This window comes from Gordonia sp. SMJS1 (assembly GCF_029866425.1).
GTDB lineage: Bacteria > Actinomycetota > Actinomycetes > Mycobacteriales > Mycobacteriaceae > Gordonia > Gordonia hongkongensis.
The window spans coordinates 2,923,958-2,937,633 of sequence record NZ_CP123381.1 but is presented as its reverse complement, the minus strand read 5'-3'; the positions used below and the strand labels follow the sequence as shown (position 1 = coordinate 2,937,633).

Sequence of the window (13,676 nt, the reverse complement as noted above, 5' to 3'; positions counted from 1 at the left end):
CCGCAGAGGATCACACCCCCAGGCGGCGCCTCGCCGCATCGATGTCGAAAGACGTCGGGTCGAAGGCAGAACCAGGTGACATGCCCGCCCACTCGCGTAGCTCCAGATGGCGAGGGTGCGTCTGATCGTTGACCGCCTCGATGAAGTCCGCCCATCCAGGCACTCCGCCGACGTCTTCGAACGGGGCGGTTCCACCACCGTCGATGAACGTCACCGGCGGTTCGTCGTCGTTCATCGGCGCGAATGCCTCGACGACAATGCTCACTTCCCAGCCGTCGCCGAAGTCGTACTCGTAGGTCACCACGTCGCCGGGTTCGTCGATCAGCTCGCCCAGGGTCGAGTCGAAGACAGACTCCGTGTATCGGTCGACCCGTGCGGTGTCCATCGCTTCGTCGGACAGGTACCGGTGCGCGTGGCCAGAACACGGCGTTGTGAAGGCGTAGAGATGCGCGTCGTCCCAGGCGAAAGCAGCTTGGAGCACTTCATGGAGTTCGTTCAATGGAACCAGCGCGAGAATTCGAATCCGTCGCCAGACTCTGGGTCGTACGCCGGCGAGTTCGACGCGAACCGTGATCATGGTCGCCTCGCCCCCGCTTTCCGGATTGTGACGTTCCGGAAATCCGTCCCACACCGCGGGTCGCAACCCCTCGGGGACGACGTAGTCACCGTCATCGTTGAGGACGAGCCACCCGTCCTCGATGATGTGCTCGACGCGAGAATGAGCCTTGGGAATCTCCGGTGAGATCAGCCCGTCATCGCGCAGGGCGGCGAAGCGATCGGCGGCAAACGGCATGATCGTCAGCCCGTGGTATACGACGCGCGCGACGATACCGTCCACAAACTGTGCCATTGCACTCGAATCAGAGGTCAACGCCCTGCCGACGGCCGCAGCCAGCGTGCTGCGTCGCGTCGTCAGCGACTGTGGTCCACGCCAGTACGCGGCCGCCGGGCCCGGGTAGACATGGGATGAAGTGATTGCGATCAACTGGGCATCCCGGGCGAGCTCCCAGATCTCGGCAAGAACGCGATGATGTTTCATTGCCTTGAGTGCTGCTGACGGTTGCTCGATCTGAAGGGCCTGCAGAAGGTCCGGAAGCAGTGCCGGCTTGAGCCATCCACTCGGCGTCACCGGCCGTTTGTGGCCGATCCAGTCCATCAACACATCGAGCCGCTGCAAAACCCGAACCGTTTCCAGTGCATCGCGCTCGGCGGAGCTGTCGATGTCGTCGACCTCGACCTTCAGCCCGCCCATGGAGTCGAGGAGGTATCCCTGGCAAGCCCCCATCACGACATCGGCGCTGATGGCTCCTGTCCACCTGGAAGTGGTGACGAGGAAATCGATGAACAGGCGCAGTGCGAAGACCGCGATGCTTGCCGGTAAGGCGTCGTCCTCTTCCTCTTCCATGTACTCGGCGAAGTCGATTGCCGCATCGACCTCATCGAGCGACCACTCGGTGGGCCGATGGTCTGGCAATGCGTAGCCGACGGCAAAGTCCAGCGCTCTGACGGCGTCGACGATGGCTGCCTGCTTGTCCGGATCGTCTTCGAATTCCTCGCTGGGCAGCCATCGTTCGAACTCGCGCAACAGGACGCCCATCTCCGAGGTGTCGCGACCCCGGATCGGGATCACGTTGCTGTTTCGGCGGGCAGCCCGCTTCTTCGCCTTCTCGGTCCGCTTGGCGCCACGGGACTGCTTGTTCTTCCGGCTCATCGGGACCGATCCTATCGCGAGCACCGCCGTCATCGGCCAGGTCGAGTGCTGATCCTGCCAGCGGTCGAACGGTCCCGGCTCCTGAGGGCCGGGACCGTCGGCTGTTCGGTATGAAGAGTCCGGACTTTCCTAGCTCTGCCTTGGTCCTGCCTCCACCAACTTGTCGTCCTCCGGGACATCCTCCTTCTTGGCCAGCGCGCTGGGCCACCACACGGGACGGCCGATGTCGTAGACGAGCGCCGGGACGAGCAGGGTCCGGACGATCAACGCGTCGAGGAGGACGCCGAAGGCGACGATGAACGCAATCTGCGCCAAGAAGATCAGCGGGATGACCGCCAGGGCGGAGAACGTCGCCGCGAGGACCACGCCGGCCGAGGTGATGACTCCGCCGGTGACCGTGAGCCCACGGAGAACACCTCGGCGCGTACCGATCTGCAGTGCTTCCTCGCGGACGCGGGTCATCAGGAAGATGTTGTAGTCGATGCCCAGCGCGACCAAGAAGACGAACGCGAACAGCGGCACGACCGGGTCGGCGCCGGGGAATCCGAGGATGTGGTTGAACACGATCGACGAAATTCCCAGAGTGGCCGCGAAACTCAGGATGACGGTGGCCATCAGGAGAATCGGGGCGACGATCGCCCGGAGCAGCGCGCACAGGATGAGCAGCACGACGATGCTGACGATCGGGATGATCAGGTTCCGGTCGTGGATGGCCGTCGTCTTGGTGTCGAGGTCGACCGCCGTCGGACCACCCACGAGCGCGTCGGCGCCGTTGACGTTCCCCACCGCGTCGCGAAGACGCTCGATGGTCTCCTCTGCGGCCACGGAATCGGCCGGATCGGTCAGGGTCGCCTGCAGAGCGACTCGTCCGTCGACGGTCTTGGGGGCGCCGCTCGGATCGGTGACCGGGACGACCTCGGCGACGCCGTCGACATTCGCCGCCGTGTTCTGCACCTGCTGCAGCGATGCGGCGTCGGCGATGATGACCGCGGGTGAACCGTCCCCGGCGTCGAAGTGGGCGGTGAGGACTTCTTGGCCCTCCTGCGACTGCACTGCTACGAGGAAGGTGTCGGACTGCGCGACCCCGTCGGCCTTGAACTGGGGGAGGAACAGCGCGAAGAGCACGAGTAGCAACGTCGTGGCCACCCAGAAGCGGCGGGGGTGCCGTCCGATCCGGTGCGCCAGGGCGCCCCAGACGCGATGATTGCTGCTGTCTTCACGCTGCGCCGACGCCGGGTCGACGACCGGTCGCTTCGGCCAGAAGGCACTGCGTCCGAGCAGGGTCAGTGCCGCGGGGAGGAACGTCATCGACGCCAGGAACGACGCCGCGATACCGATCGCGGCGACGGGGCCGAGACCGCGGTTGGAGTTCAGATCCGACAGCAGGAGGCACAGCACACCGGCGATGACCGTGCCGGCGGAGGCGGCGACCGGTTCGAGGGTCGCGCGCCACGCGGCCCGCATGGCGTCGTACTTGTCGTCGGTGAGTCGCAGTTCTTCTCGATAGCGGGACACCAGGAGCAGGGCGTAGTCCGTCGCCGCACCGAACACGAGGATGAAGAGGATGCCCTGGCTCTGGCCGTTGAGGGTGAGCACGTCGTTCGACGCGAGCACGTAGACCAGCAGACTGGCGAGCCCCAGCGCGAACACGGCGGACACGATCACGACGAACGGGAGGATCGGACTGCGGTACACCACGATGAGGATCAGGATGACGACCGCGCCGGCAACCAGTAGCAACAAGCCGTCGATCCCGCCGAATGCCTCGGTGAGATCGCCCGCGATGCCTGCGGGTCCGGTCACATACACCGACAGTCCCTCGGGCGGGCCGTTCGCGAGTTCCGCACGCAGAGCCTCGATGCTTTCCGAGATCTCCCCGGAGGAGTCGACGGGCACGATCATCTGGATCGCCTGACCATCCTGCGAGCGGATCGGCGGAGACGTTCGCTCGGAGATCCCGTCCGTGCCGGCGACCTTGCCCACCGCCTCGGACACGAACGCGAGGTCGGCGTCGGTGATGCCGCTCGTACGTTCGGCCACCACGACGGCCGGGATCTCGGAGGAGTCCACGAAGTCCGCTTCCAGGCGGGAGACCTCGGTGGCTTCGGCGGATGCGGGCAGGAACGACGTGTTGTCGTTCGCCTGTACGTCACCGAGTTTTCCGGCGAACGGTCCGCCGACAGAACCCAGGGCCAGCCATCCGATGACCAAGAGGGCTGGCAGAATCCATCGCAAGCGACTGACTCGTCGAGCAGAGGTGGGTGGGTTCACGGGCTTCCGTTCGTCGGTTGCGGGTGGAGTGCGTGAGCACCATGATGTTCAGCAGGCTGAACAATTGCAAGTCTGCGGGGTGTGACGTAGAGAATCGGCAGGACAAGGTGGACGACGGAAACGACGGGATGGACGGGTGGCCGACCGGTCGGCTGCTGTCGGTGGCGGCACGGCTCGTCGAGCACGCCTGGGAGGCGGTACTGCGGGAGTACGACATCTCGAGCGCTGGACTCGTCGTCCTCCATGTGGTGAGCACGGGACCGGCCACCCAGCGCGAGGTCGCCAAGAAGGCCAGGGTGACCGATCAAACTGCGAGCCGCACCATCGAGCGACTGGAACGGATGGGTTACGTGCGGCGTCAGGTCGATCCCGACGATGAGCGGAGAAAGCACGTGAGCGCGACTCCGGCCGGTGCCGAGGTCTACCGCGCATTGCTGGAACGGGAGCGAACCGACCCGGCGCTGATCGCGTCCATCGGCGCGTCAGAACCGGAACTCCGTCGATTGTTGCTCGAACTGATTCGCGTGCAACAGGATCGGAGCTCGGGGCCGTCATAGCGTCGCGTCGGTTGCTCAACCCGCGTCGCGGGCTGCTTCGAGTCCGGCGACGAGTGCGTCGACCTTCGCCCGGTTCTCCGCCGACGTCATCAGCCCGACGAACGGCGGGCGCGAGAAGGTGAGGGTCACCTGGAGGAGCTGTTCGCGTTCACCGCCGAACAGCTTCTTCCGTCGGTTGGTCTCGGTGACCTCCGCGGAGACGAACGATGCTGCCGGCAACCGGGTCTTGGACGTGCCGCCGCGGAGTTTCTCGAACCACTCGCCATCGAGTACGACCGTTTCGTTCGACAGACCATGGATCTCGAGCACGTGCTACCCCTCGCCCTGCGGATTGTGTCGTGATCACGATATCCGCCGAGAACGGCGATGCCGGGGTTTGCGGCAGATCACAACACCGTTGCCCTTCGACGCCGGCGCGCACTACTGTGCCGATCGTGCATACACCGACCTGCTGGGCCCGCGCTCGTTCGGCGACCCGTGGCTGAGGTGAGACTTCGGCAGGCCGACGACGCCGACACGGACCGCCTCGTGGCCGTGTGGCGTTCGGCGGTCGAGGCTACGCATCACTTCCTGACTCCTGCCGACATCTACGGCTACGCGGATCGGCTCGCACGTGACTACTTTCCGGCGGTCGAGTTGGTCGTCGCGGAGGCCGACGGAGTGGTCGTCGGCTTCAGCGGAACCGCAGAGAATCGGCTCGAGATGCTGTTCGTCGATCCGGCCGCCCACGGGCGGGGCATCGGCACGGTGCTGCTCGATCACGCGGTCGCGCACGGCGGCGTCGACGAACTCGACGTCAACGAACAGAACCCGGGCGCCGTGGAGTTCTATCGGCGCAGGGGGTTCGAGCAGGTGGGCCGCTCGCCGGTGGATTCCGACGGCCGGCCGTTTCCGTTGCTGCACTTTCGGCGCGCCGGGGTCCCGTGAGACCTAGTTTCACGCCGCGGCGAATCGCGGGTGCAGAACTTGTTCACCGTCACCACGGCCATTCGAGGCCTCTAGAAGTCTCGCGGACGAGTGTCGGCTCACGTTCGGATGTGTCGAACTGCGACTGCTGCCCTACGCAGCTGATAACGCGCCGAAGACAAACGGGGACGGGAGAGTTCGAGTCCGGCATCGTCGGCGATGTGCTCGACAACTTGGTCGACACTGCGTTCGTCTGCTGGCACATGGCTTGCGAATCGGTCCTCGCCAAGCCGGGCGACGCACCTCCCAGTCTGTTTCATCGCCCAGGTCTCATCGGCGCCGAGGATGGGGCCGAGACGGTGAGCAAGGCGGGCTCTGAGACGTCGATGGATCACTTCGACGGAAGCGGTCAGGGTGTAGTGCCTGACATCGACGCCATGCTCTTTGAGTCCACCGACGATCTCGTCGAAGTACTCAGCGTCGACGAGCGTCATGGGAACGATCACCGGGGAGTCGCTGGATTGTTCGGCATCCAAGAGGGTTTGGGTGACGCCCGTGCGCCACTGCGGTAGGTCCTGAAAATCGTCGCGCCGGGCGGGCGGCAGCATCTTGTGCATCGCGAATCCGAGGAGTTCGGGATCGGCCACGTGCGACGCAGTCAGCCGGCGGTGAAGCTCGTGTGCGGTCTGTGTCTTACCGACGCCGAAGGCGCCGTTGATCCAGATCAACATGACGTGAGGTTACCGACAGGTGGGCAGCGCTTCCGGTGAAGCGGTCAGGGGCGATGTCGGTCCGCCGGTCAGGATTCGTGCCTCCGGTCTTTCTTGGTCTGACGTCGCGCACCGGCGGCGATGGTCGAGGCCTCGTACTTCTTTCGACCGGGTGATTCGCGGGTGTCGTCGGTCCGGATTCGTCCCGACGACGCCACTTTGCCCTTGCCCTTGTCCTTGCCTCTGCCCTTGCCGGTGTCCTTTTGAGATGTCGGGCTGTCGGTACGCGCCCGGACCAGTCGCTCGGCCTTCAATTCGAGAGCGGCGTCTCGAGAAACCCTGGCCAGTCGACGGCTCACGCGGCTCAAGGCGTCCTCGAAGACCTCGGCTTTAGCGGCGTTCCGGGCATTTGCTGCTTTCGCGCTCCCACGGCCGCCTTTGGTCTTGACTTTCTCAGCACCCGCACGGCGGTAGAGGGTGACGTGCTTGTTCCGTGCGCGCCGGATTCGCGAGTGCAGATCGATCAGTCCGTCCTCGTCGAGGCCGGCCATCTGTGATTTCTTGGTCTCGCGGACGAGTACATATTCGCTTTCGGACAGGGAATTCAGGGTCTTTTTCATGCCGGTCCTCGCTCGTCATGCCGTCACGTTGCAGTCCTGATGTTAGGTGCCGGCGCGCGCTCGAACTTCGGTTCTGTCCGATTCGGGTCAGATGAACCGGCTCAGGTGTCAGAGGGGGCCGGCGGCGAACCCATCGGCCGGTCGTAGGCTTTCTCGACCTCCGGACGAAGTCGTGCGTCCTCTTCGGCCTTGCGGGCGGCAGTCGTCCACATCTGGGTGACCATGGGCAGGTAATAGGTTGCCGGGGCGCCGAGAATGTAGGTGGCGTTGCCTTCGACGAACGTCTTGTTGGCCGGATCGTCGAGCCCGATCATGCTGTAGTCGTTGTGTACCGGGCGGCCTTCACCACGTCCGCCGACCGAATCCGACGCACTGTGGTTTCGTCGGGCGGCGTCGTTCATGAGGTCGCGGTTGGGTGCATCGGCCCAGAAATCGTATTGTCGCGCAACTATCTTGACGGTGTATCGGGTGTCATCGGGAAAGTTGTTGCCGCCGTAGTCCGCGCGGCATCCTCCCTGGTTGGCGCAACCGTTGTATTTCGATTCGAGATCACCGGTCAGGACGAACGTCACTGTGGCAGGGTCGATGTCGCTGGTGGGACCGTAGGTGCGCAGCCAATCATCCTGAACTTGCGCGCCTTGACTGTGTCCGACGACGATCTTCCGCCCGGGGATCTCGTGCAGCATCTCGTTCAACTTGTCGCGTCCGCGGTGGGTGTTCGTCGCGCCGGGAAAGTTGTTGTACGGCACGTTCACCACTCGATTGGGTGGTGCGAACAGCTCACCGCGCAGCCAGTTCATCGGAAGCGAGCGGAAGGCCGGGTCCAGTGTCAGCACTGTCGCCCCACCCGGGCCCGGCGCTGCACCTGCGACATTCGGTGTCCATTGCCCGATTCCGATTGCCACAATGAGCACCAGGACTATTCGCGAATATTGCTTCATTCTAAGCCGCCTCAGAGGTCTGACGAATGTCTATCACATCGCAAATCTCGCCGGGGGGATGCGAGAAAAGGGACGGCGGTCCGACGATAGGCGTTTAACGCTGTTGTTTGCCGATTTGTATCGCGAATAGACCCGGAATCACACCGAATCGGGTGCGTAGAACTTCGCGGTGGCCGCAGCCGCGGCCGCGACCTGCGCGGGTTCACCTCCGGCCGCGAGGTGTGCCTCTCCCCAGGCCGCCGCGCTACGGCGGATGAACTCGCGTCCCTCGGGAGACTTCTCGATTGCTTCGTGGTCAGCGGTTTCGCCATCGACGAGCAGCCGGGTCAGACCGAGGAGCAATAGATCCCAACCGACCCCGCCGGCACCTGGTCCGTACGTCGCGAACAAGGGTTCTCCGACGAATGCTGCATGGATGAGCTCCAACTCGGTGCCGCCTGCCTGGCCGGGGGAGAGGCGCACCCGCACTTCACTGGTGCTAGGCCACTCGTCGGCGTCGGGACGTAGAGCCAGGTCACCGTGAGGAGGTGCGGGGGGAGTGGACCAGCCATTCGTCGACGTCTCGCAATGGACCGGGTGGTCGACCCACTAGTCGCCGCCACCCGAGCTTCCGCCAGAGGAATCGGAGCCGCCGTCGCCTGACCATCCGCCATCGAAACCGAACCAACTCGAGGACGAGTCGGAGCTTCCCGTATGACGACTGTGCGGCGGCCGGGACGGAGCCCCCGCTGGCCTCTCGGCCCCTCGGCCTTGCACGTGCCTGTTCGCCCCGAAGTCCCGTATTGCGATCGGGAGCACCAGGGCGAGCACGAAGAGCAAGGCGGCTACGACGACGATCAGCCAATCCGGCGCCCCGAGTAACGCGGTGACGATGGTGGTTCCGATCGCGACGAACATCAAGACCGTTCCGAGCGTGATGCGCGGCAATGCTCCTCCTTGATAGCGACGTCGAGGTCGTGTCCGACTGCCGTCTCCGCGACAGGTTACGCAGGTGTTCGTCGGTGTCTCCGTCGAAACTTCACAGGGCCGACGGCTCATCGGCACGTTCGAGTTGACGCGTCCGGGATCATTGGCGACATGGAAACCAAATACGAGGCTTGGCCCGCACTACCGGTGGAGTCGTGGGTCGACACAAGGGACACCGTCCAGTTGTGGACCCAGATCGTCGGCAAGACGCGTCTCGCTCTCGGACCCGAGGTCAACCACTGGTGGGGCGTACCGCTGTATGTGGACGCGCGTGGCCTGACCACGTCCCTGATGGCCGTCGGAGACCGCGGCCTCGAGATCCGCTTCGACTTTCTGGACCACCAGCTGCTCTTCCTCGTCACCGATGGCAGCACCCGTCAGATGAAGCTGGAACCGCGGACGGTCGCCGATTTCTACGCGGAGTACACCGCTCACCTCGCCGACCTCGGCTTCGACATCGCCATCGTCGGTACCCCCGTCGAACTGCCTGATGCGACCCCGTTCGCCGAGGACACCGCCCACTCGTCGTACGACGCCGACGCCGTGTCTCGGTTCTGGCGGTCTCTCGTCAGTGCGCACCGCGTGCTGTCGGAGTTCCGCGGCCGCTTCCGCGGCAAGTCGTCACCGGTCCACTTCTTTTGGGGCGCTTTCGATCTGGCCGTCACACGGTTCTCGGGACGCAGTGCACCCCAGCATCCGGGTGGGGTGCCGAATTGCCCCGACTGGGTGATGCACGAGGCCTACAGCGACGAGGTGTCGAGCGCGGGCTACTGGCCGGGTGGCGCCGAGGAGGGGGCCTTCTACGCCTACGCCTACCCACATCCCGAGGGCTACGACACGCACCCGGCGGTCGAGGCTCCGGCGCGGTGGGATGCCGCACTGGGCGAGTACATCCTGCCGTATCAGCTTGTACGCCAATCGCCGGACCCGGACGCCGTGGTCCTGAAGTTCCTCGAGCAGACTCATCGAGCGGCGGCGGAGACGGCGGGCTGGGACTAGACGCGAGCCGGCGGCGGACGTTTCCGACGTCCAGACGTCGAGGTCTGTTCATCGTTCGTCCTGGCCGGTTGCAATCTCGCTCAGCGGCGCCGCTCGCCACCTAACCCCCGAGCCTATCCGGCGAGCAGAGCGTCCAGCGCTTCGAACGCCGCGCGCCAGCCGGCGGCCGCGTACTCGTACTGCTCGTCGGTGAGGTTGCCACCGGTTTGGCTGAAACGGATCTCGGTGCCGTTGTCGACTGCCATGAAGTCAGCGGTGAGGAGTTCACGTTCATCACCCGGCTCGTCGGTCATCGTCAGTACGAGTCTGTTCGGTCGGCTGACCTCGACGTACTCACCGCGCCAATGGACTTCGGGGAAATCGCCCCCAACGATCATTGTTGCTGCCCAGGTGCCCCCGGGTCGGGCGTCGAGCGATACCGATTCGACGGGGACCTGGTTCGCGCTGCCGCCGAAGAACTCGGCGAACAGAGCCGGCGTCGTCCACGCGTCGAACACGGCGGCGGGAGAAGCGTTCAGTGTGTAGGTGAGGGTTGCCCCGGTTGCGTCCGTCATGGTGTGACTGCCTTCTGGTCGTCGACGTCGGCCGACATCGATGTTTCGCCGCGGACGGCTCGGTCCGCAGGAGGGCAGACCCTCGTTGCTCGCAGAACTCATCGGGCTCACGGCGGGGAGGGTGCGGTTGGGCAGAAGCAGTCGGGCGAGTCCTGATCGGTGCCGATCTACCAATCAGGTCTGCTAGTTTCTCGGCGACGTGCCATTCCAGGCGAAGAGAACCGGTGGGTATCGATTGTGAACGAAGAACCGCGAGCCGGCGGCAAGGCGCCCGCGATGAGGCCGTCCGAGGCGCCGATCGAGGAAGTGCTCGACCGAGCAGTCGGTCCACGTCGGGACGAGGCCGATGAACTGGTCGCCTTGCTCGGTGAGATCTCCGGACACCGGCCCGTCCTCTGGGCCGGCCGCATGATCGGCTTCGGCGAGTACGAGTACCGCTACGCCAGCGGGCATGGCGGTCGGGCGCCGGAACTCGCTTTCGCGCCCGGCCCGAAGAATCACACCATCTACCTGGTCAGCGACTTCGCCACGCAGTGGCCAGATCTCATCGACCGGCTGGGAAAGTGTCGCGTCGCCAAGTCGTGCCTCCACGTCACTCGGCTCCGAGATGTCGATCTCGCAGTGCTGACAACGCTTCTCGAACGATCGTTGGCGCAGACACGCTCGTCCCACGGAGGTTGAGATCACCGCGGGTCCGGTATCCCGCTCAATCGAGATATCCGGTCTCCGGGTTGATGTTCGAGAGGAACTCCCTGATCGACTCGCGGTGGTCGCGAATCGTCGGCAGGGGGAGTGGCAGCGGGGCGGGCGGGAGCCCGTCGTCGCTCTGCCACGCAACTCGCGGCCCGCTGGAGCCGAAGCCGTACCCAGGGTTCGGGCCCGACGTCCACTTGCTTGAATACCCACCGTCGGCACGGACTGTCACTTGAAACAGTTCTCCGTCGACGACCAGATCGACCGGGCAGTCAGCCGGCGCCGGGCGCCAGTCATCGTTCTGTTGCGCAATCATTCGTGGGACGTTAAAGACTCACAGCAGTACTCGCATGGCATTTTCCCGCAAACGGGGGGGGCGTGACTCTGAGTGGTGATCAGTGGCCGGGAAAGTAATCCGGCCCGGGGTCATCCGCGGCCGCGGTGGTCGACGCGACCGCAGGCGATGCCAGCGCGGCATCAGTTTCCTTAGCGTTCGGTGGGTGGTCACGAGGTCGCGGCGCCGTGCAACCGGGCGGCTTGTCGTCACGAGTTCAGATTGTCGCGCCGCGACTGTCACGGGGTCACCCCGAAGCGGCTCGGAACCGCTTGGTGAAATGCGTTGAGTCGCTGAACCCATGAGCGCGGGCGATCATGGCGTCACGGGCACGGTCGAGGCGGCGTCGGATGACGTGATCCATCAGCCGCCTTTCGGAACTGGGCCAGTCGGCGTACAGCTCCCGGGTCGACACGTTGTGGGCCGCGGCGATCGTCTCGGCCGACAGGCCGGCGTCGGTCAGCTGCTGTGTTGCTTCCCAGGACCCGCGGACACGTTCGCATGCACCTCAGCGATCCGGACTTGTCGCCGGTGTCGATCGCGCGGGCGCACGGCATCACCGTCCGAAAACTGTTCCAGCTCCTCGCCGATGCCGGCACGAGTCTCGAGCAGTGGATCATCACGAGTCGACTCGAGGGCGCGCATGATGACCTCGCGCCGAGACCGCTCATCAACCGGTCGCGGCAATCGCCCGGCGCTGGTGCATCACGAATCCGTCGCACTTCAGTAGACGATCCCGCGCGATGTACGTGATCAGTCCGCGGGCGTGGCGGGTTCTCGCGGCGTCGCGCACACGAGAGCGGATAGGAAACGGCTGACTGAACGAATTGCGACCGGTCTCGGAGAGCTGGCCTCGGAAAACGCGATGTGATGTCACCAGCCGCGTCGCCGGTCAGTCGATTGCACCTCCCGTGCCACCCTACGTTCGTGTCCATTAGCACCGTGCCTGCGGGGAGGTGATTCGATTTCATTCATGAGTCGCGGGTGTCGTCAGGGCGGCGTATCTGAGCAAGACTGCGCCAGAGGAGAAGGGTCGGCATTCCATCAGTTCCAGTCGGGTTGAAGGCTGGTGTGCGTCGAGGACGGGTTTGCCTTTGCAGAGCAAGATCGGGTTGACGATGAGGTGGAACTCATCGACCGCGTTCATCGCATTGAGTGTCGCGATCAAGCTGAGGCTGCCGTAGACGACCACATCGCCGTTGGCGCGATCCTTGATGCGCTGGATCTCGCTGGCGGTCACTTCTGTGACGTGCTGGGTCACCGGCCATGCGGCGATGTCACCGGAACGGGAGGCGACGAACTTGTCGAGCTGGTCGAGGCGACGGGCGTAACGCCGATTGCCGTCGTCGGCGTCGATCGTTCCGGCGGCGACAGCCGGCCAGTAGGAGGCGAAGTCGGCGTGCGTGATCCGGCCGAGCAGGAGCGCGCCGGCGTGCTCGACGAGGGCGAGTTCGTAGTTCATGAGGTCGGAATCGGCGAGTAGCCAGTCCATGGAGTCATCGAGGCCAGCGACATAACCGTCGAGAGTGGTCCACATGCTGATGATCAGTCTGCTCACGATCCTTGCTTCTTTCTCTGGGCCCGAAAAGTCATCGGAGCTGCGCGTCCCGCAGCCAGGGCTCTGCACGTCCTGGCGACGATGGGGGGCTCGTGGCCCCGATAGGCGGTATTTGTGAACTCCTCGCCCGGATAGCTCCGGTCGGGACGGTTGCGCTTTCCGTTCCGCGTATGCGACAGCGCCTCGGGACTACCCGGACAGCACAGCATTCAGCGCTTCGAACGCCGCGTGCCAGCCGGCCGTCGCGTACTCGTACTGCTCATCGGTGAGGTTTCCGCCGGTTTGGCTGAAGCGGAGCTCGGTGCCGGCGTCGACTGCGATGAGGTCCACGGTGAGAAGTTCACGTGCGTCGCCCGGCTCGTCGGTCATCGTCAGCACGAGTTTGCTCGGTCGCTGCACTTCGATGTACTCCCCGCGCCAATGGAACTCGGGCATTTCCGCGTCGGCGATCATGGTTGCGGTCCAGGTGCCTCCGGGTCGGGCGTCCAGCGTGACCGAGTCGACGGGGACCTCATTCGTGGCACCGCCGAAGAAGGCGGCGAAGAGTTGCGGCGTCGTCCACGCGTCGAAGACGGCGTCGGGGGAGGCGTCGACGGTGTGGGTGAGGGTTGCTCCGGTTGTGTCGATCATGGTGATCCTGCCTTGTCGTCGTCGATGTCTGCAGGCATCGGTGGCTCGGTGCGGACGGTCTCGTCCCACCCGGGCAGACTCCCGGCGCGGCGGGAACCCATCGGCGCTCGGACGACGGAAGCGCTGGATGGGTCCAGTCGGCGATCCGCATCAGGATGGAGCGTTTGCCGCCTAGACGCCTTTGTTCTCAGCGCGGTGTGGTCGACCGCATTGGCGGATCGGAAAG

General features: G+C 64.8%; 15 protein-coding genes. 4 read left to right on the top strand and 11 right to left on the bottom strand.

Translation table 11 applies throughout. From position 1 onward, the window contains the following. Positions 1 to 10: 10 nt before the first annotated feature. The gene (locus QAD21_RS13500) at positions 11 to 1,597 is read right to left on the bottom strand and encodes a plasmid pRiA4b ORF-3 family protein (RefSeq protein WP_280359671.1); all 1,587 of its coding nucleotides are present in this window, start codon (positions 1,595 to 1,597) and stop codon (positions 11 to 13) included. A gap of 243 nt (positions 1,598 to 1,840) precedes the next feature. Continuing rightward, positions 1,841 to 3,922, bottom strand: coding sequence for an MMPL family transporter (locus QAD21_RS13495; RefSeq protein WP_280359669.1), 2,082 nt, complete (start codon positions 3,920 to 3,922; stop codon positions 1,841 to 1,843). Between the two features lie 101 nt (positions 3,923 to 4,023). On the opposite strand from QAD21_RS13495, the gene QAD21_RS13490 reads away from it, so the two are divergent. Then, entirely contained in the window at positions 4,024 to 4,539 is a 516-nt protein-coding gene (locus tag QAD21_RS13490) for a MarR family transcriptional regulator (protein ID WP_083207431.1), read from the top strand. A 15-nt stretch (positions 4,540 to 4,554) separates the two neighbouring features. Here QAD21_RS13490 and QAD21_RS13485 read toward each other — a convergent pair whose 3' ends face one another. Continuing rightward, positions 4,555 to 4,848, bottom strand: a complete 294-nt coding sequence (locus QAD21_RS13485) for a hypothetical protein (RefSeq protein WP_065631654.1) — start codon at positions 4,846 to 4,848, stop codon at positions 4,555 to 4,557. Between the two features lie 168 nt (positions 4,849 to 5,016). On the opposite strand from QAD21_RS13485, the gene QAD21_RS13480 reads away from it, so the two are divergent. Further along, positions 5,017 to 5,466, top strand: coding sequence for a GNAT family N-acetyltransferase (locus QAD21_RS13480; RefSeq protein WP_238994896.1), 450 nt, complete (start codon positions 5,017 to 5,019; stop codon positions 5,464 to 5,466). A gap of 98 nt (positions 5,467 to 5,564) precedes the next feature. On the opposite strand, the gene QAD21_RS13475 is transcribed toward QAD21_RS13480, so the two are convergent. The 4 genes from QAD21_RS13475 to QAD21_RS13460 form a co-directional block, all read right to left on the bottom strand. After that, complete coding sequence (locus QAD21_RS13475; protein WP_068970446.1) at positions 5,565 to 6,176, bottom strand: AAA family ATPase; 612 nt, start codon at positions 6,174 to 6,176, stop codon at positions 5,565 to 5,567. Positions 6,177 to 6,244: 68 nt separating this feature from the next. Further along, the gene (locus QAD21_RS13470) at positions 6,245 to 6,775 is read right to left on the bottom strand and encodes a hypothetical protein (protein ID WP_065631656.1); all 531 of its coding nucleotides are present in this window, start codon (positions 6,773 to 6,775) and stop codon (positions 6,245 to 6,247) included. A gap of 101 nt (positions 6,776 to 6,876) precedes the next feature. Further along, a complete protein-coding gene (locus QAD21_RS13465) occupies positions 6,877 to 7,575 on the bottom strand; it encodes a PE-PPE domain-containing protein (protein WP_223258861.1) in 699 nt (232 codons plus the stop codon). 279 nt (positions 7,576 to 7,854) lie between these two features. Further along, the gene (locus QAD21_RS13460; protein WP_203235851.1) at positions 7,855 to 8,178 is read right to left on the bottom strand and encodes a hypothetical protein; all 324 of its coding nucleotides are present in this window, start codon (positions 8,176 to 8,178) and stop codon (positions 7,855 to 7,857) included. 615 nt (positions 8,179 to 8,793) lie between these two features. On the opposite strand from QAD21_RS13460, the gene QAD21_RS13455 reads away from it, so the two are divergent. After that, on the top strand, positions 8,794 to 9,681 hold the full coding sequence (locus tag QAD21_RS13455) for a DUF5996 family protein (RefSeq protein WP_065631659.1): 888 nt from the start codon (positions 8,794 to 8,796) through the stop codon (positions 9,679 to 9,681). A gap of 113 nt (positions 9,682 to 9,794) precedes the next feature. On the opposite strand, the gene QAD21_RS13450 is transcribed toward QAD21_RS13455, so the two are convergent. Next, a complete protein-coding gene (locus tag QAD21_RS13450) occupies positions 9,795 to 10,235 on the bottom strand; it encodes an SRPBCC domain-containing protein (RefSeq protein ID WP_065631660.1) in 441 nt (146 codons plus the stop codon). A 276-nt stretch (positions 10,236 to 10,511) separates the two neighbouring features. Between QAD21_RS13450 and QAD21_RS13445 the strand changes: the two genes are divergently transcribed. After that, positions 10,512 to 10,916 (top strand): DUF1801 domain-containing protein, encoded by a 405-nt coding sequence (locus QAD21_RS13445; RefSeq protein ID WP_068970457.1) that lies wholly within the window; start codon positions 10,512 to 10,514, stop codon positions 10,914 to 10,916. Between the two features lie 25 nt (positions 10,917 to 10,941). Here QAD21_RS13445 and QAD21_RS13440 read toward each other — a convergent pair whose 3' ends face one another. The 3 genes from QAD21_RS13440 to QAD21_RS13430 form a co-directional block, all read right to left on the bottom strand. Beyond that, entirely contained in the window at positions 10,942 to 11,244 is a 303-nt protein-coding gene (locus QAD21_RS13440; RefSeq protein WP_068970445.1) for a hypothetical protein, read from the bottom strand. Between the two features lie 985 nt (positions 11,245 to 12,229). Then, the gene (locus tag QAD21_RS13435; RefSeq protein WP_065631663.1) at positions 12,230 to 12,820 is read right to left on the bottom strand and encodes a dihydrofolate reductase family protein; all 591 of its coding nucleotides are present in this window, start codon (positions 12,818 to 12,820) and stop codon (positions 12,230 to 12,232) included. Between the two features lie 189 nt (positions 12,821 to 13,009). Then, positions 13,010 to 13,450 (bottom strand): SRPBCC domain-containing protein, encoded by a 441-nt coding sequence (locus QAD21_RS13430; protein WP_068970444.1) that lies wholly within the window; start codon positions 13,448 to 13,450, stop codon positions 13,010 to 13,012. Positions 13,451 to 13,676 lie beyond the last annotated feature (226 nt).